Genomic DNA, 22,134 nt, shown 5'->3' on the forward strand with positions numbered 1-22,134 from the left:
GTTATTATCGGCAAGGGTATAATAATTCATCAAATCCGAAGGAGGTACGTTACTGTGAAACTCCAGAGTTCGGTGATAGCAACGATTGTACTGCTTTGTCTTTTGATAGCACAGGGCAAGTTATCGTTATCCGCTCCCGAGCCTTTATCTTCGCCCCTGCCTGCTGGTTTAACTGGAAAACAAAGCAACGAAGTACTGACAATAAGTGCAAAAGCTGTGCTGGACAAAAATAAAGCAGAATATATAACCGAAGTAAATATTGGCAACCTGACAGAGAATGGCGTCGATATTTTGGCAGACTGCGGAAGTTTAGTCTCTTACGACAACAAAAAATCGGTAGTAGGTTCAGATTCTTTTGAATGTGCTGCTGTGCACTCCATGCTATTACATAAGAAGTCTGTCGAAACATTTTCTCTGAATATACCGCAGGAATCATACCATGACGGCTCGCTGAGCATTACCGTACGCTATCAAACCAGACAAGGGCCCGCAGAAGCGCTTCATCTTGAACTCAGGAGTCCGGGTCCAGACAAAGGATAGCCCGTATTTAAGTTATGTATTAAACAATGCGGAAAGCACACTCCAAACGCCCATTCCGGTCAGGATTAAGGCCGAGGCGAGGTCCACCGTCCGAATGGCCGCCGGTGCCAGCAGCCGCTTGCGAAACAAGTTCACAGTCGTAGTCAGTACGCTCCACCACAAGGCAGAGCCGAGCCAAATTCCTGCGGAGAACGCCGCGGCCCCTTCCCAGGAACTTGTTATGGAAGGAGTTCCTAATCCTGCAGCCAACGCCGCAAAGGAAATCAGCGTCATCGGATTCGTTAGGGTAAGCAGGAAAGATGAGGCGAAGGTGAGCAGCTTGCGGGACGGCTCGGGAGGATTCGGATCCTGCAAGGCAGGCTTGCGGCGGAAGCCGGAAAGCCCCAGCAGGATGATGAGAAGTCCGCCGCCGATTTTAATAACATAACTGTACATCATCATAGTGGAGGAAATGGCGCTCACGCCGAATGCAGCGATAGCTGCGTAACAGGCATCTGCTGTCGCAATTCCCAACCCGGCGGCCATTCCTTTTTTCCATCCTCCCAAGAGGCTGGAACGCATACATAACAGCCCCATTGGACCAATAGGGGCTGCGATGGCGGCACCCGTAAGCATGCTTTTTATAAGAATCAGAATGATCATATCGTAATAACTCCTTGAACTAATTCCTCGAAATTCCGTTATTCCTCTTTTAAAGTCGATAGTACGATTGTCGTTTTGGTCTTCACGACGCCAGCAAATTGCTTTATGGTTCCCGAAATAAATTGCTCCAGGGAGTTGATGTCCCTTACGCCGATTTTTAACAAATAATCGTAGTCTCCGGCTAAATGATGGCATTCCAGGATACATGATTCTTCGGCCACCTGCCTGGTGAATGCTTCTATATATTTGGGATGTTCGATAATGACCGATATGTAGGCCAACAAATGGCGGCCGGACGCCTCCCGATTCAGTCGCAAGGTGAACCGCTCGATCGTGCCTTTCTCTTCAAGTTTGCGAATTCTTTCTGACACGGCGGGCACCGACAAATGGACGGCTTTGCTGATTTCGGAACTGGTTATGCGGCTGTTTCGCTTTAACAGCTCCACGATTTGAACATCTACGTTATCCATAAATTCATGGCTCCTTCTCGCTACTATGTTGTTAATGATTATATATGATGATTTAAATATTGTGGCGATTTGCGAAAAATGCCGAAAAAATTTAATTATATAGAACATTTATATTAAATTAATAAATAAAGGGTTGCATAAAATGCTGTTTAACTTAAATTATTTAAGTAGTTAATCCTATTGCTTGGACAGGGGTAACCGTGTTCCGGTTAAAATTGGGGAGGGAAAGAAAGTGAGCGAATCCGTACATATTTCACAGGCTTCGTTTAAGGATTTGAATGAAACTGCAGTTCTGTTTAACGATTATAGGGTCTATTATGGAAAAGATTCCGATTTGGAGGGGGCAGGCGCTTTTTTGTACGGTCTGATGGAGCATAGAGAATCCGTCGTTTTTTTGGCCAGGGGGAACGAAAACGGAAAGGCGGCCGGTTTTGCCCAGTTGTACCCGGTGTTCTCCTCTTTGTCCATGCAGCGGTCATGGATTCTTAACGATTTGTATGTTGCGGCGGAATTCCGGAATCAAGGCATCGGGCATCAACTGCTGGCTGCGGTTTCGGATTATGCCGTATTCACCAAGTCAAAGGGGATCGCGTTGGAAACCGGAGTCGGTAACCTCGGTTCTCAAAGGCTGTACGAGCAATGCGGATATGTCCGGGACGATGAATTTTACCATTACTTTTTGAATCTATAGGCAGATGTACATTCAACATGTTCATCAACAGAAAGGAGGGCAGGCTATGAAAAGAATCGATATCGTTTACGCCTTGATAACCAGCCCGGACAAGCGGCGGGTGTTGATGGTTCAAAACCGGGATAACCGGAATACGTGGACCTTGCCTGGCGGTACGGTCGAACCGGGAGAAACGCTGGTCCAGGCGCTGCGCCGCGAGGTGAAGGAGGAGGCCGGAATCGAGATTGAGGTTCACGGAGTAATGGCGGTGAATGAAGTCGTATTTTCCGAAAAGGAAGAGCATTTCGTGCTTCTGACATTCCGGGCGGAGATGACCGGCGGACGGGAAGTCACGATGATGCCGGATGAGATTTCCGCGGTATCCTGGATCGAGCTTGAACGGGCGGACGGCTTAATGCCGTATTATGAAGCCGGATTAAGCGGCCTCGTCACAGCGGGGCAAGAGGTTCCTTATTGTGATGAAGGAAAAGGATAGGCGGGTTAACGCATGAACCGGTAACGATCACTTACGCGGTATTTTGCAGGAATCTTGGACAGATTAAGCAAGGACGGTGAAGTCTGCCCTGTCCTCTTGGCCGAAGATGACCGGCTTCCGAAAATGGACATCCCTTCTCTTTATTACTTTGATATAATAGACAAGATCTTATATAAAATGATACGGGGTGTGCAATAGATGCGTAATTATTTGGATTTGCTGCAAGACGTTTTGGACCATGGAACGCCGAAAGAAGACCGTACGGGTACGGGTACGATTTCCGTATTCGGCAGACAGCTCCGGTTTGATCTCGGCAAGGGTTTTCCGTTAGTAACTACGAAAAGGATTCATCTTAAATCGGTGGTTCACGAGCTGTTATGGTTTTTAAAGGGAGAAACCAATATATCGTATTTAAAAGAGCACGGCGTCCGCATTTGGGATGAGTGGGCCGATGAGAACGGGGATCTCGGCCCGGTTTACGGTTCGCAGTGGCGCGCCTGGGAAGCGCCGGACGGCCGCAGAATCGATCAGATCGCGAACGTCATCGAGGCGATCAAGAACAATCCCGATTCCCGCCGTCATCTGGTCAGCGCATGGAATGTGGCTGAAGTCGATAACATGAAATTGCCTCCGTGTCACTTCGTGTTTCAGTTTTATGTTGCCGGCGGCAAACTATCCTGTATGCTGACAATGCGCTCGGTGGACACTTTCCTGGGCCTGCCGTTCAATATTGCCAGTTACTCGCTGCTAACGCATATGGTAGCCCAACAGTGTGGTCTTGAGGCGGGAGAGTTTATCTGGTCCGGCGGCGACGTGCATATTTACGGCAATCATCTGGAACAGGTGAAAACGCAGCTGGAGCGCGAACCCTACCCGTTGCCCCGGCTTGTGATCAAGCGGAAGCCGGACTCGATATTTGATTATGTCTATGAAGACTTTGAGTTTGAAGGCTACCAGTATCACCCGACGATTAAGGCAACGGTAGCTGTGTAACGGAAAAATGCAAGCTTAAAAGAAGAATGAGAGGGGCAATCAGATTTGGGTGTAACGCTAATATGGGCAATGTCACGGAACGGGGCGATCGGCCGGAACAATCAACTGCCTTGGCGTCTGCCGGCGGATTTGAAGTATTTTAAAGAACAGACTACAGGGAAGACGATGTTGATGGGCCGGAAAACATGGGAGTCCATGGGCAGCCGTCCGCTGCCGAACCGGCGGAGCATCGTCCTGACGGCGGATCATGCTTACGAGGCGGAAGGGGCGGAAATCGTTCACAGCGTTGAAGAGGCGATGAAGTATGCCCAGGCGGAAGAACTCATGGTGATCGGCGGAGCCGGCGTGTTTCAGCATTTCCTTCCGCTGGCCGACCGTCTGCTTATGACCCAAATTGACGAGGACGTCGAAGGCGATGTGTTTTTCCCCCATTTCGACGGGTCCGAATTTGATTTGGTTCTGGAAAAAGAGGGAATTCGTGATGAGAAGAATCCTTATGCTTACCGCTTTTTGACTTACGAACGGCACAAGACTGCTGCGCAATAGTGCAAATTATCATATCATTAATCCATTAATAACAAATCCCGCGGGTGCTAACATCAAGATACACTGAAATGTGAGAGTTTCGGAGCGATTCAGAAGCTTTTACGTCTAACGGATGGGGGAAGTTTTGATGTCTACACCAACGGGGTTTATGGAATATAACCGAGAGCTTCCGGGGGACCGGAGCCCGTCCGAACGGGTCCAGGACTGGCAGGAGTTTCATAAGCATATGTCGGATGAAGAGTTGCGGACCCAAGGGGCCCGCTGTATGGATTGCGGCACGCCTTATTGCCATACGGGAATGGATATGACGGGAGGCACCTCGGGCTGTCCGGTACACAACCTGATTCCGGAATGGAACAATCTAGTGTATCGCGGCCTTTGGAAGGATGCGCTCGACCGCCTTCATAAAACAAACAATTTTCCGGAGTTTACGGGACGCATTTGTCCGGCGCCTTGCGAAGGTTCCTGTACGGTCGGACTGATCGGACAGCCTGTCACGATCAAAACGATCGAGCAGGCGATCATCGACAAGGGCTTCGAAGAGGGCTGGGTCGTTCCCGAGCCTCCGGAAAAACGGACTGGGCGCAAAGTGGCCGTAGTCGGTTCCGGACCGGCGGGATTGGCTTGCGCCGCACAGTTGAACAAAGCGGGACATGACGTGACCGTGTTCGAACGGTCCGACCGGATCGGCGGACTGCTTATGTACGGTATCCCGACGATGAAGCTAGACAAGGCTGTCGTTCAGCGCAGGGTAGATCTGCTTGCCGCGGAAGGTGTAAAGTTTGTAACGAATACGGAAATCGGCAAGGATGTTAAAGCTCAGCAGCTTGTTGACGAATACGATGCCATTGTGCTTTGCGGCGGGGCGACGAAACCCCGCGAGTTCAATATCGAGGGCAGCGAGCTTAAAGGCGTGCAGTACGCCATGCCGTACTTGAACGGAACGATCAAGAGCTACCTCGATTCCGGGCTGCAGGATGGCGAGTATGTGTCGGCCGAAGGCAAAGATGTTATTGTCATTGGCGGCGGGGATACCGGATCCGACTGCGTGGCAACAGCGCTGCGTCACGGCTGCCGCAGCATCACCCAATTCGGGACGCATGCCATGGCTCCGCTTACGCGGGACAATATTAACAATCCTTGGCCGCAGTTCCCGAATGTGTATACGCTCGATTATGCCCAGCAGGAAGCCAAAGCCTTGTTCGGCAGCGACCCGCGCGAATTTTCGATCATGACGACGCGGTTCGTCGGCGATGAGGAAGGCAACCTGAAAGAACTGCATACGATCCAGATTCAACGGATCGTGGACGAGACGGGGCGCAAAATTTATCAGCCGATTCCGGGAACGGAGAAGGTGTTCCCTGCACAGATGGCCCTGATCGCCATCGGTTTTGACGGACCTGAGCAAGGGATCGTGGGCGAGCTCGGCCTTGAAACCGATCGCCGCACCAACGTGAAGGCTCGTTACGGCAAATATAATACGAACGTGGATAAAGTGTTTGCCGCAGGAGACATGCGCCGCGGACAAAGTCTCGTTGTCTGGGCGATTCATGAAGGACGCGAGGCTGCTCGGGAAGTGGATAAATATTTGATGGGCGCTACGGTTCTTGCATAACCAAGAACAGTACATGCAGAAAGCTACCAAAATATGATATAATAGATTCAGCTACAGGGCTGCGCGGAGCGCGGCCCTTTTTATTGAGTTGAAGCTTTATCCTATGGAATATCTGCGAATGAAGCAAGAAAGTGGGGCCCGAAAAGATGAAAACGCTCGTTATCGCCGAAAAACCGGATATGGGGCGAACGATCGCCGCGGTCATCGAGCCGAGGGCGAAAAACAACCGGTCTTACCTGGAAGGAGACCGTTACATCATCACTTGGGCGATCGGCCATTTGCTCGGGCTGGCCGAACCGGACGCCTATGACGAGAAGTACAAAAAGTGGAACTTCGGCGATCTGCCGATTATGCCGGAACAGTTTAAAATTGTGCCCAACCCGAGAACGAAGGACCAGCTTAAAATCATCGGGGAGCTGGCGGGGCGATGCCAAGCGCTCGTAAATGCCTGCGATGCCGGGCGGGAAGGCCAGTACATATTCGCTTTGATCCGGCAGCAGTTGAAACTGACTCAGCCCGTTAAACGATTGTGGATCTCCGACCTGACGGCAGAGAGTATTGCCAAGGGGTTTGAAGGGCTGCAAGACGGCTCCGAGTTCGAAAATCTGGAACTGGCCGCAAGGGCCCGGAGCGAGGCGGATTGGCTTGTGGGCATGAACGCATCGCGCGCGTTCACGACCAAGCACCGTACGCTGCTATCGGTAGGGCGGGTGCAGACCCCGGTATTGGCGCTCATTTATGACCGGCAAAAGGAAATCGAAAGCTTTGATTCGCTCACGTATTACGAGATCAAAGCAGATTTTGAACAACAGGAACGTAAATATGTCGGTACCTGGCAAGGCGATCGGCTGACCGACGGAGAAAAAGCGAAGACGATCGCGGACAAGGTCCGCGGGAAACAAGGCGTGATCGCGGAATACGAAGTGAAGGATACCCGCGAGTATCCTTACAAGCTGTATGATTTGACCCTGCTGCAACGGGAAGCGAACGCGAAGTACAGTTATTCCGCGAAGAAGACACTGGATTTGGCTCAGGCGCTGTATGAGAAGCACAAGGTGATCACGTATCCCCGTACAAGTTCGAACTATGTGACGGAGCAAAATATCGACGGGATGCACAAGACGCTGCATATGCTTAAGTCATCACCGTACCGGGATCTGGCGGAGGGAGCGGATCAGCGTATCGTCCACGTGAACAACAAGTCGGTTTGCAACCCTTCACGGGTGGAAGATCACCATGCGATTTTGCCCACGCTTAGACGCCCGGGGAGTCTCACGAAAGAGGAACAGCATATTTATGATCTGGTCGTGCGCCGCTTTTTGTCCCATTTCTATCCTCCGGCGGAATACAAGCAGCATACGCTGTTAACGGAAGTCGAGACGGAAACCTTCAAGACGAATGTCAAAGAACTTCTCTCGCTCGGCTGGAAAGTATGCTTACCCGGCGAGGATGGAGGCTCCAAGACTTCAGGGCGCGGCAAAAAGCAAGACGATGAGGACGACGCGGAGGAACTTGTGAGCGAGCCGTTTACGATCAACCGGGATGAGCCGGTGCAGTGTATCGACGCCCAAGCAAAGGAGAAGGCTACGCAGCCGCCGAAAGCTTATACGGAAGGTACGCTGCTGAAGGCGATGGAAAGCGCGGGGAAGCAGTTGGAGAACGAGGAACTCCGCGAAGTGATGAAGGAAGCGGGGCTTGGCACCCCGGCTACGCGGGCGGCTACGATCGAGCGCCTGAAAAAGGTCGGTTACATTACAATGCAAGGAAAGAGAATCACGGTCACGCAGAAAGGCCGGACCGCGGTGGAGTTGATCCGGCATGCCGGGGTTGAGCTGCTCACCTCCCCGGAGATGACGGGGCAGTGGGAACGGCGACTGCATCAGATTTCCAAAGGGGAAGCGGCCAGCGAGAAGTTCATGGAAAACGTCAAACGGTTTACCGTTTCGATCATCGATAAAGTGCGGACGCAACGGAAGGCGGACGCTTCGTTGTTCGAGCCGGGGGAAGATGACAAAGGGAAACGTAAGCGTGCAGGCGAAGCCGGAAAGGATACAGGCAAGGCAACCGGCAAAAGCAGCGGAAGACAAAGCGAATCCGGAACCAAAGACGCATCGCGGCGAGCGCCTGTCTCCGCGTCCGGCGGGCTGCAGCCGTTGGCTCCTTGCCCGCGTGAAGGCTGCGGCGGCCAATTGATCGAAGGACGCAAAGGTTACGGCTGCAATCATTTCAGGCAGGGCTGCGGTTTTGTGGTCTGGAAGGAATTCGAAGGCAAACAAATTTCGCTGAACATGCTGAACGCCCTGTTGGATAAAGGACAGACACAGCTGTTGACATTTAAGCATCCGGAAGGCGATTTTAAGGCCCGGATTCAGTTGTCGGACCCCGGTAGCGGCAAATTGGAGATTTTACGGGCAGATAATTAAATAATAAAACGGCAGCCCGGAACAACTTCAACAAGTTCCGGGCTGCCGTTTTAGGCATTAATGGATGGTCGCGCTTCGGCCGGCCTTAGCCAAGGTAAGGCTCTCGGCTATGATGCCGGGGACCGACTCCAGCGAGGATACAGTGTACATGGCCGTATCGGTCTCTTTTTTTAGCTCAATCATGTTAAAGGACCATTCGTTCGGATGTTTGATGTAAATCGCGTTGACGCCTGCGAAGAGGGCGGGCTCAATATCCGTGCGCAGGCTGTTGCCGATCATCCAGGTATTTTTCCGGTCAAACTTGCGGGAAGACAAAATTTCCTCCAGCGCCTGGATATTTTTGTGTTGGCGGATGTAGATGCGATCCTGAAAGTAATCGGCAAGCTTCATTTGTTCGATTTTACGCTGTTGAATGACTGTTTCTCCCCCGGTATACAAGTATAGCTCATGCCCTTGGGAAGTCAGCAGGGTCAGCGTCTCCACCATTCCGGGATAAGGCTCCACCTTCCGGTCGTACACGCTCATGCCGAGCTTCATTAGTCTGTCTTCTTCGGCAATATGGAGTTCGCGGCCCAAGATCCGGCAGAAATAGCGGTAAGTATCGATCAGGCTTTGCGGAAAGTGACTGCTGACAAAACCGATCTTCTGAACGCCGGCGACATCGATTTCGATTTGTTTATTCCGGATTTCAGCGCTTGTCACGCGGTATTCACCTAGCCATTCGGCAAGCAAGTCGGCGAATTTCTCGAGAATTTGGTCAAAATAAATATTGCAATGGACCAGGGTATCGTCCAGGTCGAAAATGATTTGTTGCCGCAGCGGCTTGTTCAATGTTAGTCACTCCTTCTGAAAAAAGCGGGTAGCGTTATATGTATCCTAACATAGCAGAAGGGGTGAAGGGAAAGCAAATGCCGTCGCAAAAGGCTTATTCCTTGCCAATGCTAAAGGCGGATATAAGATTCAAGGAACATTTGCAGTTCGGAAGCGCCGTCCGGCCGGATGCTGAATTTCTCGGTATCCCGGTCGACCAGATGAATGCGGAGCAGACCGGCTACGCGGAGCCGCATTAAGTGGTGCATCAGTTGCTCTTCGGATTCATGCAAATTTTGCGCGAGATCTTGGAGCGATTTCGGCTCATCCGCTACATAGCGCAGCAGGCGAAGGCGTTCGGGTTTGACGAGGGCCCGGGTCAACCTCAAGAGGCAGATCGGCGGTTCATTTTCGTCTTGTTCAGGCAAATCAAGCGGATACTGGATCAAAAGCGTATTTTCATAGAAGCAATAGGTATTGATCGGCCGAAAATGAATCGAAGGCAGCAAAACGACCTTTTCGATGGGGAGCTGAGGTTCCAGGACCAATCCGCCCGAGGCGTATTCCAGCAGAGCATCGGGATCCATCTTTTGCATCAGCGCTTGTTTCTCAGCTGCATCTTCTTCCAGCAGGGATACATATTGATTTTCAATGTGGCGAAAATATAAGTCATTCCAGATGCGCAGGAGCGGAACATAGCTTCTCAGCCGTGAAATATCCTCACTATTCACAGTTCGAATATAGGATTTCAAGATATGAAGCAGCGAATCTCCGTCCGTTTCGGCAAGCTCGGTTAAAAATTGATCGATTTCGGCGTCCGGTTTCCGTTCCAAAATCAAGGCGTAGAGCAAATCGTAATCCGAAAAGGGTAACTCCGCTGCCGCTGCGAAACTCTGCCGTTCTTTTTCGTCAAGGCGGGCTTCAATGGATTGGATCCATTCCGAACCGACATCCAGATTGTTTACCCATTTCCGGGTTGTGTATATAATAAAGCTGCTTAGTAGTTCATAAACCGGGGAAACGTCGATTTTCACGTCATAGTACATGACTAAACCTCCTACAAGTCAATGCATACATGTTCATTATGGCTTGTTGGCAATGAGCTTGTCTACTATAATGTTTATAGATGATTGGAAAAGTGTGACTTTATTTTTTCTAAAAGCTTACATGAATGCCACCTTGCGGAAAGTCGCCGGTTTTCCTGCGATTTTCTTGCTTTATAAGAAGTAAATATGAAGATGCTGTAATGGATTTTCGACGCCATTTCCAATACACTAAGGGAATAGCGGAACAGTTAAAGGAGAATCGGACAGATGATGAAAGTAAACCACTTGAAAAAAATAGTGGATGGCAATAAAAAGGTAGTTTTGCGCGGCATCAGCACCCAGTTTGAACAGGGAGAAATCATCGGTGTCGTTGGACCCAGCGGGAGCGGCAAGAGTACTTTGCTCCGCTGTCTTGCTTTGCGGGAGGGCTGGAATGCCGGGGATTATAGCTGGGATGGGGATCAGGTAATCAAGAACGGTGGCAAGGGATCGCAGAAATACCGGTCGAAATGCGCCTACCTGGAACAAAATCCTTCATTATATCCCGATAAGACCGCGCTTAAGAATGTGCTCATCGGACAAGCCGGACAGACCCCCTTGTTGAGACGGGTAACCGGGATGGTCCGGTCCGACGATTATATGGGCGCGATGGACGAGCTTGAGAAATTCGGCTTGCTCGACAAAGCACATGTAAAAGCAGGCAAATTGAGCGGCGGCGAACGCCAGCGTGTCGCTATCTGCCGCGCTCTGGTGCATGGAGCCGGGTTTATTGCCGCGGACGAGCCTGTAATCGGGCTGGATCCCCACTCGGCGGAGCGCGTGCTGACGACCCTTCGTTCGCTGTGCGGCGATCAAGGCAAAACAGTCGTTGCCGCGTTGCCGATTGAACTGGCCGAGCGCTATTGCACGAGAATCTGGGGACTCTATGACGGGGAACTTAAGCTCGATGTATCGGGCAGACGATTGACCGAAGGTGAGAAGCGGTCGATCGATCTGGTATGAAGAGAGTGATGAAATTGATCCACAAAGCATGGATTACCGCGGCGGCCGGAAGCTTGCTTCTTGTGGCGCTTAGCGGTTGCAGTATTATCAAGGATCCGAAATCATTGATGGAAACGCCTCAGTTGTCTTCCGACAAAGAGTCGCTGATCAGCGTGATCAATGCCGAGATCAAAGGGGCGCAAATTATCCGGCCCCGGGATGTCAGCGACATCAGTTCGATCCGTACGCCCGACTTGAACAACGACGGCGTGAAGGAAGCGATCGTCTTTTATGAAACTCCGGACGAAGCGGTGAGGATTCACGGCATGATCCTGGAGCATGAGGGGGATACGTGGATACCGAAGGTCAAGTTTGACGGCGAGGGGCAGGTGCTGGAGACCTTTGAGCTTCGGGATATTACCGGAGACGGCCGTCTGGATATTATCGCCGGTTTTACAAGCGGCGAAGAGGACCCTCAGAAAGGTCTGACCGTGTACACCTACAACGGCTCAGAGGTAGAGAACTTGTTGACGCTGCCTTACAACGATTTTCTCATCGACGATCTCAACCAGGACGGTCTGCTCGATTTGACCGTCGTAACGTTGAAGCGGGATCAGAATGCGACGGTAACGGTGTACCAATACAACGATTCGTTCCAAGAACTGGACCATATCCAGCTTGATGATCCGATTAAGGAATATTACAACTCGGTCAGCGGCAACATTACCCCCACGTTGAAGGGGATCGTCCTCGACGCCGCCTTTGGCACCCATTATGCCTATTCCCATCTGGTCGTCATGAAAGACGGGAAGCTGATCGACTTGTTGCCGTCCCAGGATTCCACGTTTAAGAATTATCCTGTCCTTAGCGGCGACGTGGATGGCGACGGCATTCTTGAGGTCGGACGCTCCGAGAAGCCGAAAGGCTGGGAAACTCGCCCTTACGACGATATACCGCTATTCTCCTATTTCCAATGGGAAGAAGATAAAGGTCTGAAATTCGTCATGCAACAATATATGGATTTAGCGGGCCGTTTTTATTTCAATTTTCCGAAAGAATGGTGGGGGACTGTCACCATTGATCCGAAATCGGATCAAAACGAGCACCTTTGGTTTACAAAAATCGATTCGGGTGAAACCGTTGCGGAAATCCGGTTCTTCTCGCTTTCGGAATGGGAACGGAACAAAGAGGATTGGGAGCTGATGGCCCGGGACAATGACAAAGTCATTGGATTCCTGAGCCACACCGACTTGAAAATCAATAAAGGCGAAAAAGAGATCAAACGTTAAGCCTGCTGAATACGAGGGAGGAGAGCAAGTTGAGCAAAGTACTGATATTAGAAGATGAAGAATCCATTCGCAGTTTTATTGTAATCAACCTGAAGCGAAACGGCTTTGAGGTCATTGAGGCCGCAGAGGGAAATGAGGCATTGGCGAAGCTGCAAAGCGTGCCTGATATAGATATTGCTCTGCTGGACGTAATGGTGCCGGGCATCGACGGGTTCGAGGTTTGCCGGCGGATCCGGGAGACGAATGAACGGATCGGCATAATTTTTCTGACGGCCAAGGTTCAGGAACAGGACAAAGTTTACGCCTTGTCCGTCGGGGCGGACGATCATGTCAGCAAGCCGTTCAGTCCGACGGAGCTGATCGCAAGAATCCAGTCGCTGCTGCGGCGGGTTAATGTGTACCGGGAGAGCAGCGCCAAAGTATCTTTTACCTCAGGTCCGTTTACTCTGGATTTGATCTCCAAGCAATTTAAAAAGAACGGTCTGCTTATAGAGCTTACGCCGACGGAATTTTCGCTGATCCAGTATTTTCTGGAGCAGGAAAACACGCCGCTCAGCCGTGATCTCTTGCTGGATCATGTCTGGGGTAAGGAATACATGGGCGATCCCAAAATCGTCGATGTAAATATCCGCAGGCTGCGGCAAAAGATCGAGAACAATCCGTCCGAGCCGGCTTTTCTGCAAACCGTGTGGGGACACGGCTATAAGTGGAAAGGCGAGGGACAATGATCAAAAAAGGCATTGGCCGGCAAATCGTTTTACAGTACTTTATCGTCGTATTCGTAACCTTGTTCATGGTCGAAGTAATTTTTTCATTGGCCATCCGCGTTTATTATTACGATACGATTTATAATCATATGTCCACCCACTCGACTTGGGCATCCGACTTCTTCCAGAAATTCGTGCGTCTGAACGCGGAGCGGGATCCCGATTATTTTACGGAAATGCTCCGTACGTTTGAACTCGATAATACGGAATTGATGATCCTGAACCGCAAGGGCGAGGTTGAGGCCAGCAGTAACGCTTTTCAGGCGGATAAGGCCATTCAGACAAGCGATGTATCGCAGGCGGCAGCGGGTAGTGTGGGTAAATGGGTCGGCAGACAACCGTCCACCGGCGAAATGGTGATGGCCGTCTCAACGCCGCTTCAAGTCCGGGGAGAAAACAGATTTATCGTCAGGTTCGTCACCTCGCTGGAAGCGGTCAATTCCAATCTGATGAAGCTGTCGCTATTGTCAGCAGCGGTGTGTCTGGCGGTTCTGGCCCTTGTCACCCTGTTCAGTATCGGGCTCGCCAATTCGATTGTGAAGCCGATCAATAACATCAGGGCGGTCTCGGCCCAGATGGCCAAGGGGAAGTTTGAATCCCGGATCAAAGGCAACTACCGTTATGAGTTGGGAGAGCTTGCGGCTACGCTAAACTATATGGCGCAGGAAATCGTGCGCAGCAACCAGATCAAGGACGATTTTATCTCCTCCATTTCCCATGAGCTTAGAACGCCTTTGACGGGAATCAAGGGCTGGAGCGAAACGCTGACGCTCGGCGGTTTCGATCCGGAGGAAACGAAGCTCGGGATGGGGATCATCGCGAAAGAAACGGACCGGTTGATCGGTCTGGTGGAAGAAATGCTCGATTTCTCCAAGCTGCAACAGAACGAAATGAAGCTGGTCATCAGCCGGGTCAATCTCAAAGAACTGCTTCAGGAGACGATGCTGAACGTCTGGGCGAAAGCGGAGCAAAAGGGAATTCAGGTCAAACTGGAAGACCGGACCGTGCAAAATATCACCGTCGTCGGCGATGGCAACCGGTTAAAACAGGTATTCCTGAACGTGGTCGATAATGCGATCAAGTTCTCCAATGAAAATAGCTGGATTCACCTTGTGGTCAGCCGGACCGAACCGGAGAAGGTGCTGGTGGAAGTAGTGGATACCGGAATCGGAATCAGCGAGGAGCATTTGAACAAAGTGAAGGACCGATTCTTCCAGGTCAATCACCAGGGAGGCGGAACAGGGCTTGGGCTGGCAATCAGCCAGCAGCTCGTGGAGCTTCATCACGGTGAGATGGACATCCATAGCGAGCTGGGCGTCGGGACCACGGTTTCCGTCAAATTGCCGCTGGCAGAGCCGGAGGAGGAAGACCTGGAAAGTACTGATACCACGGGTGAAAGTGCAGTCTCAGCCGGAGATGGACCTGATAATAAGTCAGGTCCGGACAAAGAAGGGGAAATGCGATGAAAGAGCTGTTAGATACTATGGAGACTACTGCCGGCATCTTTCAAATCGGACTTGCGGATGAGGATGATACAGAACTTGTACGGAGCTTGTTGATTGAAGCGGCGACCTGGATGGAATCTTCAGGGATTAAACAGTGGAATCCGGAGCAATTTACGGAGGAAGTGATCTCTTCCTATTTTACCAATCGGGATGTTTACTTGTTGTTGAGAGCTGATGATCATGACCCTGCAGGGCTATTCACGCTGCAGACATCGGATTGTGATTATTGGGGGGAGCTTAACGACGAAGGCTACAGCTATTTGCACCGTTTAACCGTAAGACCAACCTACCGGGGGCACGCCTTGGGGCGCGAATTAATCTACTGGGCGGCGAAGCGCAGCCGCAGTCTGGGGCGGAAGGGATTGCGTTTTGACTGTTGGAACGAAAACCGCAAGCTGAATCCTTATTACCGGGAGTTAGGTATGGAAGAACGGGGGCTTGGGAAGTTGAACGGCAGGCAATATATTTTGTACGAGATGGATGCAACGGTTTTTCAGCGGGTATAGCCTAAACAAACACACAAAGGGTGCCGGCCAAGACAACTTGGCTGACACCCTTTCTATATATAAAGAAACAATGATGATGCTGTTAGGACGACAAGCCTTCGGCGCGCAAGCGGGCCGTCTTGTCGTATACTTCCTTCAACAGGCGGGAAGGCTGAGGGCGTAGGGCGGGTTTGGCTACCACGGTTTCGTACGGACCAATGACGATAATTTCATCCGCCGTGCCTTTGATTACCGCACCGTCATGGATCACCGCACCTTCGCCGATGATCGCCCGCTCGATTAAAGCACCGCGTCCAATGCGGGCGTTAGGCATGATCACGCTATCCTTGATTTTGGTGTAGCGGCCGACCTCTGTTCCTACAAAGAGCACAGAACGCTCTGAATAACCTTCAAGTGCACAGCAATCGTGGATCAGGGAACTCTTGGTCTGAACGCTGCGCGTTTTCAAAGCCCTTGGCTTGGAGCTGGCTTGATCCCGGGTATACATTGGCCAAGCTTCATTCAAAAACTTCCAGTCGGAGTCTTTGGCAAGCAGGTCCATATGGGCTTCCCACAGACTTTGAACAGTTCCCACATCGCGCCAGTAGCCTTTGAATTCATAAGCGTGCAGCGGTCTTTCGCCGGCCAGCATTTTCGGGATCACGTCTTTCCCGAAATCATGGCTGGAGTTTTCGTTCATGGCGTCTTCGATCAAATGCTGTTTAAGGAAATCCCATTTAAACAAATAAATGCCCATCGAAGCCAGGTTACTGGCGGGTTTTTCCGGTTTCTCGGCAAATTCCGTAATTCTCGATTGTTCGTCCGTGGACATGACGCCGAAGCGGTGAGCCTCATCCCATGGAACAGGCATTACGGAAATCGTCGCTGATGCTTCGGAAGAAATATGGAACTGGAGCATTTCGCGGTAATCCATATGATAAATATGGTCTCCCGACAAAATCAGTACATTTTCCGGTTCATGACTGTCCACATACTCGATATTCTTGAAAATAGCGTCTGCAGTTCCTGCATACTCCTCTACGCCTGCGTTGTAAGAAGGAAGCAGCGAAATTCCGTTGTCAGCACATCGCGGAAGGTTCCAGGCCTCTCCTTCTCCGATATGTTCATGCAAGGACTCTGCTTCATATTGGGTAAGTACACCGATCGTATCAATACCTGAATTAACGCAATTGCTGAGAGGAAAATCGATGATTCGATAATGGCCGCCAAAAGGAACGGCGGGTTTGGCGAGTTTGGACGTAAGCGGAGACAATCGTCTACCCTCACCACCGGCCAGCAGCATAGCAATACAGTCTTTCTTTTTCATTTTCGTTTCCCTCCCGTAAGGTTTCGTCTGTGTAGTACATACATAAACGAGATATAATGTGGTTGAAACTAGAATTATGGAAAACTGAAGAAAATATTACATTTATTTTTTCATTTCTAAATTTTGTTGTTCAGTTTCCTGGATTTTTGGGTAAATATTTAAGTGGGACTATACATAAAAGCAGGTGATCAATTGTCTGAATCATTGAATAACGATGTTTTATCCGGGACAGATATTTATTTGTTTCATGAAGGAACGCTGTACCAAAGTTACCGGACTTTTGGCGCACATGTTACGAAAGAAAACAACCTTTCCGGGGTCCGGTTCACGGTTTGGGCGCCAGCCGCGCTTCAAGTCTCCCTGGCCTCCGATTGGAACGGTTGGAACGGGGAAAATGATTTATTATATAAGATACCCGATTCCGGGATTTGGACTCGCTTTTTCCCCGGGGTGCCGGAAGGAACTTTTTACAAGTATGAGATCACGGGACCGGACGGCAATAAATTTCTGAAATCCGACCCCTATGCTTTTTTTGCAGAAGTAAGACCAGCTACCGCCTCCGTCGTAAAATCGATTGATGGTTACTCTTGGGGAGATGCGGCCTGGAGGCGGAGAAAACGTGCTCCTTACCAAAGACCGCTGAACATATATGAACTCCATTTCGGGACCTGGAAACAGCGGGAAGACGGAAGTCTCTACACTTATCGGGAAATGGCCGACCTCCTTATTCCATACGTCGAACAAATGGGCTACACGCATATCGAAATTATGCCCCTGACCGAGCATCCTTATGATTTATCCTGGGGCTATCAGGCTACGGGTTATTATGCCCCGACCAGCCGGTTCGGGGAACCGAAGGATCTGATGTATTTCGTGGACCGCTGCCATGCGGCGGGGATCGGGGTGCTGCTCGATTGGGTTCCGGGACATTTTACGAAAGATGCCCATGGGTTGCGCATGTTCGACGGCACGGCGCAGTTCGAATACGGTGATCCGGCCAAGGCGGAGAAACCGGGATGGGGAACGCTTAGCTTCGATTTCGGCAAGCCGGAAGTCCGGGCTTTTCTGATCTCCAATGCGCTTTATTGGCTCGAACTGTATCATTTTGACGGACTGCGCGTGGATGCCGTAACCAGTATGCTGCGTCTGGACTTCGAGAAATCGGAGGGCCAATATACAAGGAACGAGCGCGGCGGTGTTGAAAATTTGGAGGCGATATCTTTCCTGCAGCAGTTGAATGAGGCGGTGTTCCGATATTTTCCCCATGCCTTGATGATGGCGGAGGAATCCAGCGCCTGGCCGCTCGTTACGGCCCCGGTACATGAAGGCGGGCTAGGATTTAATTACAAATGGAATATGGGATGGATGAATGACACGCTTGCGTACGTGGAAACGCCGTTCATTGACCGGCCCAAGCGCCACCATTTGCTTACGTTTCCGATTTGCTACGCTTATTCAGAAAATTTCACGCTGCCTCTCTCCCATGACGAGGTGGTCCATGGCAAGAAATCGCTGCTGGACAAAATGCCGGGCACTTATGAGGAGAAATTTGCCGGACTCCGGCTGCTGCTTGGTTATCAGATGACCTCTCCAGGCAAGAAACTGATGTTTATGGGCGGGGAGTTCGGCCAGTTTATCGAATGGCGGGATAAAGGGGAATTGGATTGGTTCCTGCTTGAGTACGAGTCGCACAAGAAAATGCAGAAGTATGCGGCGGATTTGAATCATCTGTACTTGCGGGAACCGGCGCTTTGGGAGCTGGACCATACCTTTGAAGGCTACCAGTGGATTAATGCGGATGACGCGGATCAGAGCGTAATTTGTTATTTGCGTATTGGAAAAAAGGTCAAAGATACGCTGCTTGTCATCATTAATTTTCAGCCGCTAACGCGAACTCCATACCGCCTGGGCGTTCCTAAAGCCGGCTTGTACGAAGAAATATTCAACAGTCAACTTCCGGAGTTCGGAGGCAGTGGACTAACGAACAAGCGGGGCGTGATGAGCGAAAAAATCTCTTGGCATAACCAGAAGGACAGTCTGGAATTGACCCTGCCGCCGCTTAGCTTTTCGATCTGGAAACGAACCGCAGTTGCGGCAACGGCAAAACCGACATCGCTAGGGAGGAAGAAAAAATGAAAATATTATTCGCTGCGGCCGAAGCGGGGCCGTTCATTAAAACCGGGGGACTGGCCGACGTGATCGGGGCTTTGCCCAAAGCGCTTAAGCAGGCGGGGCATGACGTCAGGGTCGTGTTGCCCAAATACAAAGATATCCCGGCCGCTTATACCGAGATGTTGCAGCATCTGGGCGAAGTGACGGTTCCTGTAGGATGGCGTCAACAATACGGCGGTATACAGTATCTGGTTTGGGACGGTGTGCCGGTTTATTTTATCGACAACGAATATTATTTTGGCCGGGACGGGGTGTACGGCTATTGGGATGATGGCGAACGGTTCGCCTATTTGAACCGGGCCGTGCTGGAAATCCTTCCGGCCATTGATTTCTTCCCGGATGTGCTGCATTGTCATGATTGGCATACCGCAATGATTCCGCTGCTGCTGCAGGAGCATTATCGGTGGAATCCTGAGTATGCGGACATCCGGACCGTCTTTACCATTCACAACTTGCTGTATCAGGGGATTTTCCCATATGAGGTGCTCGGCGACTTGCTGAGCTTGCCGCACGGCTATTTTACGACAGATGGTGTGGAGTATAACGGGAATGTCAGCTTCATGAAAGCGGGCCTGGTGTTCGCCGATCATGTAACGACCGTGAGTCCGACTTATGCTTCCGAGATTCGGACTGAGCATTACGGTTACGGCATGGACGGTTTGCTCCGCTCGCTCGGAGACCGGATGTCGGGCATTGTTAACGGAGTCGACGTGAAGCTGTACAATCCGTCAACCGATCACGAGCTTGCGGTCCGCTACCGAACAAGCCTGGCCAAGAAGCGGGAAAACAAAGCCGTTCTACAGCGGGAACTCGGTCTGCCCGTAGCTCCGGAAATTCCGTTGATTGGGATGATTACCCGGCTCGTGGAGCCGAAGGGACTCGATTTGGTCACCCGGATTATGGATGAGTGGCTGCATTTTGACGAAGTTCAATTCGTCGTCCTGGGTACCGGAGACCGCGCCTATGAAGATTGGTTCAAGGAAGCCGGATACCGGCATCCGGAGAAGCTGTCGGTCCAGATTAAATTCAGCGACGGATTATCCCGCCGGATCTATGCCGGAAGCGATCTGTTTCTGATGCCGTCGCGGTTTGAACCTTGCGGCATCAGCCAATTGTTGGCGCTGCGGTACGGCAGCATCCCGGTCGTCCGGGAAACCGGCGGGCTGAATGATACGGTGCATGCTTACAATGAATTTACGGGGGAAGGCAACGGATTCACCTTCCAGAATTTCAATGCCCATGATCTGCTGCATACGCTGCGTAGAAGCGTCTCGTTCTATCATCGTCCGGAAGATTGGAAAAGGATCGTGGCTAACGCTTTTGCCGGAGATTACAGTTGGAACAGCTCGGCGGAAGCGTATATCGATATTTACAAACAAATTACTCAGAAGCCTTAAAGACCCCAAAAATCCCCCTATTCGAAGGATGGCTTCGAACAGGGGGATTTTTTATGCGCGGTTATTTTAATTTGCGGTACAGAATCCGGAATCCGAACGGGTCGAGCCCGATATTCATCATTCCGTCCTTGGGTTTTACTTTCACCTCGGACAGCGCATCCCGCCAGTCTTCTGTTTCCATGGGATGGGAGAGCGTACGGTATTTTCCGGTGTTGTTCATCCAGATCGTAAAATGCATGCGTTCGTCCATTCGTTCATAAACGATGCATGGGTCGTTCGGGTTCGCCTGCAGAAAGCGGAAACGTCCTTGACGGAGGGCGCCGTGTTCCTTGCGCAGCGCGATCATCATTTTATAAAAATCGTATAGCTCCCGGTCCTGCTTCCTGGGATCCCATTCCATGCATTTCCGGCAATCAGGGTCACCCTCACCCGTAATTCCGACCTCATCGCCGTAAAAAATGCAAGGCGTGCCGATGTAAGTAAACAGGAAAACGACGCATAGCTTCAGTTTCCTTTTGTCGCTGCCCACCCGGGTCAACAATCGAGGGGTGTCATGACTGCACAACATGTTGAATACTACTTCATTCGTCTGCTGAGGGTAGCGCATAATCAATGAACCCATTTCGTTCGAAAAGTTGTAGCCGTCCATGCCGCCGTTGAAAAACTCCAGCACCTTGTCGGCAAACGGATAGTTCATTACGGAATCGAACTGGTCTCCAAGCAGCCAGGTGAGGGAATCGCTCCAAACTTCGCCGATAATGTAGGCTTCCGGGTTGGCCTCTTTGACGACTTTGCGGAAATCGCGCCAGAAATGGTGGTCGACCTCGTTGGCTACGTCGAGACGCCAGCCGTCGAGCTTGATTTCACGGATCCAGTACTCTGCGACGCCGAGCAAATACTCCTTGACTTCGGGATTCGCGGTATTGAATTTGGGCATATTGCCGAAAAAGCCGAAGGTATCATACGTTGGAATCCCGTCTTTGATTTGAGCGGGAAACTCATTAATATGAAACCAGTCCGCGTATTTAGAGCCTGCACCATTTCGGAGCACGTCCTGAAAAGGGGGGAATTGTTCGCCGCAGTGGTTGAATACGGCATCGAGCACGACCCTGATCCCGCGGTCATGGCACGCACCCACGACCTCTTTTAACAGCTCGTTGTCTCCGAATTGGGGATCGACCTTTTTGTAATCCACGGTATCGTATTTGTGGTTGGAAGGGGATACGAAGAGCGGCGTAAAATAGATCGCATTAATGCCCAGATCAATCAGGTCATCGAGGTGCTCGAGGACGCCTTTCAGATCGCCGCCGAAAAAGTTATCGCCGGCCGGCTTGCCGCCCCAAGCCTGAACATGATCGGGATCATTGGAGGGGTCGCCGTTGGCGAACCGTTCGGGCATAATTTGATAAAACACCGCTTTCTTGGCCCATTCCGGTACTTTGAATAGGTCGATTTCATGAATATACGGAAATTCGTAAAGTTCGCCCGGCGGTGTCGGACCTTCGTGCTGAATGCCCGTATCCATCATATATACGGTTTCAGAACCTGCAATCAGTTTAAAAGCGTAGGAAAGGCGTTTGAATCTGGGCTTTACGGCGGCCTCCCAGTAATCGAATATCCGGTCGTGGGCCGCTTTTTCCATCGGGATTTCCTGATATGTTCCATCCCAGTCATATTTATCGCCCGTCATCGCAAATACTTGTTCAACATCGTCCCGTTTGGTTCGCACCCGCAGATGTATCGTTGCAGTGTCGTAGGCATAGGCCCATTTATCCCGCGGTACATGGTACAAAGCTTCTAGCAGCACAAGGGCCACCTCCTTAACGTAACTTGAAAAAACGAGTCATGTTTTTCAGCTAATTAATAACCAAATGAGGCCTGATATGAACCATTATTCCCACACTTTACCCATGTATGTTCATTTTGACCGAAGAGTTCGCCTATATTTAAAAATTATAAA

General features: G+C 50.9%; 20 protein-coding genes. 14 read left to right on the forward strand and 6 right to left on the reverse strand.

The window, feature by feature from the left end; all coding sequences use genetic code 11:
• The first annotated feature begins 54 nt into the window (after positions 1 to 54).
• Positions 55 to 540, forward strand: coding sequence for a hypothetical protein (locus tag DFP94_RS05740; protein WP_114495423.1), 486 nt, complete (start codon positions 55 to 57; stop codon positions 538 to 540).
• A gap of 12 nt (positions 541 to 552) precedes the next feature.
• Here the strand turns inward: DFP94_RS05740 and DFP94_RS05745 are convergent, their stop codons facing one another.
• Complete coding sequence (locus DFP94_RS05745) at positions 553 to 1,182, reverse strand: LysE family translocator (protein ID WP_114495424.1); 630 nt, start codon at positions 1,180 to 1,182, stop codon at positions 553 to 555.
• Positions 1,183 to 1,220: 38 nt separating this feature from the next.
• A complete protein-coding gene (locus DFP94_RS05750; protein WP_114495425.1) occupies positions 1,221 to 1,652 on the reverse strand; it encodes an Lrp/AsnC family transcriptional regulator in 432 nt (143 codons plus the stop codon).
• A 232-nt stretch (positions 1,653 to 1,884) separates the two neighbouring features.
• Between DFP94_RS05750 and DFP94_RS05755 the strand changes: the two genes are divergently transcribed.
• From DFP94_RS05755 to DFP94_RS05780, 6 genes are all read left to right on the forward strand, one after another.
• Positions 1,885 to 2,343, forward strand: coding sequence for a GNAT family N-acetyltransferase (locus DFP94_RS05755; RefSeq protein WP_114495426.1), 459 nt, complete (start codon positions 1,885 to 1,887; stop codon positions 2,341 to 2,343).
• A gap of 46 nt (positions 2,344 to 2,389) precedes the next feature.
• Entirely contained in the window at positions 2,390 to 2,818 is a 429-nt protein-coding gene (locus tag DFP94_RS05760; protein WP_114495427.1) for an NUDIX hydrolase, read from the forward strand.
• A 198-nt stretch (positions 2,819 to 3,016) separates the two neighbouring features.
• Positions 3,017 to 3,811 (forward strand): thymidylate synthase, encoded by a 795-nt coding sequence (gene thyA / locus DFP94_RS05765; RefSeq protein WP_114495428.1) that lies wholly within the window; start codon positions 3,017 to 3,019, stop codon positions 3,809 to 3,811.
• Between the two features lie 45 nt (positions 3,812 to 3,856).
• Positions 3,857 to 4,357 carry a dihydrofolate reductase gene (locus tag DFP94_RS05770; protein WP_114495429.1) on the forward strand — a complete coding sequence of 167 codons (501 nt, stop codon included), beginning with the start codon at positions 3,857 to 3,859 and terminating at the stop codon, positions 4,355 to 4,357.
• Positions 4,358 to 4,484: 127 nt separating this feature from the next.
• A complete protein-coding gene (locus DFP94_RS05775; protein WP_114495430.1) occupies positions 4,485 to 5,972 on the forward strand; it encodes a glutamate synthase subunit beta in 1,488 nt (495 codons plus the stop codon).
• Between the two features lie 146 nt (positions 5,973 to 6,118).
• On the forward strand, positions 6,119 to 8,395 hold the full coding sequence (locus DFP94_RS05780) for a type IA DNA topoisomerase (RefSeq protein ID WP_114495431.1): 2,277 nt from the start codon (positions 6,119 to 6,121) through the stop codon (positions 8,393 to 8,395).
• A gap of 57 nt (positions 8,396 to 8,452) precedes the next feature.
• Here DFP94_RS05780 and DFP94_RS05785 read toward each other — a convergent pair whose 3' ends face one another.
• The gene (locus DFP94_RS05785) at positions 8,453 to 9,226 is read right to left on the reverse strand and encodes an HAD family hydrolase (protein WP_114495432.1); all 774 of its coding nucleotides are present in this window, start codon (positions 9,224 to 9,226) and stop codon (positions 8,453 to 8,455) included.
• A gap of 110 nt (positions 9,227 to 9,336) precedes the next feature.
• Positions 9,337 to 10,251 (reverse strand): winged helix-turn-helix domain-containing protein, encoded by a 915-nt coding sequence (locus DFP94_RS05790; RefSeq protein ID WP_114495433.1) that lies wholly within the window; start codon positions 10,249 to 10,251, stop codon positions 9,337 to 9,339.
• A 267-nt stretch (positions 10,252 to 10,518) separates the two neighbouring features.
• Between DFP94_RS05790 and DFP94_RS05795 the strand changes: the two genes are divergently transcribed.
• From DFP94_RS05795 to DFP94_RS05815, 5 genes are read left to right on the forward strand one after another with little or no spacing between them, the layout of a single operon-like run.
• Positions 10,519 to 11,253, forward strand: coding sequence for a phosphonate ABC transporter ATP-binding protein (locus DFP94_RS05795; RefSeq protein ID WP_114495434.1), 735 nt, complete (start codon positions 10,519 to 10,521; stop codon positions 11,251 to 11,253).
• A gap of 8 nt (positions 11,254 to 11,261) precedes the next feature.
• Positions 11,262 to 12,521, forward strand: a complete 1,260-nt coding sequence (locus tag DFP94_RS05800; RefSeq protein ID WP_245954500.1) for a hypothetical protein — start codon at positions 11,262 to 11,264, stop codon at positions 12,519 to 12,521.
• 29 nt (positions 12,522 to 12,550) lie between these two features.
• Positions 12,551 to 13,249 carry a response regulator transcription factor gene (locus DFP94_RS05805; protein WP_114495436.1) on the forward strand — a complete coding sequence of 233 codons (699 nt, stop codon included), beginning with the start codon at positions 12,551 to 12,553 and terminating at the stop codon, positions 13,247 to 13,249.
• A complete protein-coding gene (locus DFP94_RS05810; RefSeq protein WP_114495437.1) occupies positions 13,246 to 14,754 on the forward strand; it encodes a sensor histidine kinase in 1,509 nt (502 codons plus the stop codon). The genes DFP94_RS05805 and DFP94_RS05810 overlap by 4 nt, the downstream gene beginning before the upstream one ends.
• A complete protein-coding gene (locus tag DFP94_RS05815; RefSeq protein WP_114495438.1) occupies positions 14,751 to 15,299 on the forward strand; it encodes a GNAT family N-acetyltransferase in 549 nt (182 codons plus the stop codon). The genes DFP94_RS05810 and DFP94_RS05815 overlap by 4 nt, the downstream gene beginning before the upstream one ends.
• Positions 15,300 to 15,381: 82 nt before the next feature.
• Here DFP94_RS05815 and DFP94_RS05820 read toward each other — a convergent pair whose 3' ends face one another.
• Entirely contained in the window at positions 15,382 to 16,605 is a 1,224-nt protein-coding gene (locus DFP94_RS05820; protein ID WP_114495439.1) for a glucose-1-phosphate adenylyltransferase, read from the reverse strand.
• Between the two features lie 192 nt (positions 16,606 to 16,797).
• On the opposite strand from DFP94_RS05820, the gene glgB reads away from it, so the two are divergent.
• Complete coding sequence (gene glgB, locus DFP94_RS05825; RefSeq protein WP_114495440.1) at positions 16,798 to 18,741, forward strand: 1,4-alpha-glucan branching protein GlgB; 1,944 nt, start codon at positions 16,798 to 16,800, stop codon at positions 18,739 to 18,741.
• Positions 18,738 to 20,174, forward strand: coding sequence for a glycogen synthase GlgA (gene glgA / locus DFP94_RS05830; protein ID WP_114495441.1), 1,437 nt, complete (start codon positions 18,738 to 18,740; stop codon positions 20,172 to 20,174). The genes glgB and glgA overlap by 4 nt, the downstream gene beginning before the upstream one ends.
• A gap of 61 nt (positions 20,175 to 20,235) precedes the next feature.
• On the opposite strand, the gene DFP94_RS05835 is transcribed toward glgA, so the two are convergent.
• Positions 20,236 to 21,981, reverse strand: a complete 1,746-nt coding sequence (locus DFP94_RS05835) for an alpha-glycosidase (protein ID WP_114495442.1) — start codon at positions 21,979 to 21,981, stop codon at positions 20,236 to 20,238.
• Between the last annotated feature and the right edge of the window lie 153 nt (positions 21,982 to 22,134).

The organism is Fontibacillus phaseoli (assembly GCF_003337355.1).
GTDB lineage: Bacteria > Bacillota > Bacilli > Paenibacillales > Paenibacillaceae > Fontibacillus > Fontibacillus phaseoli.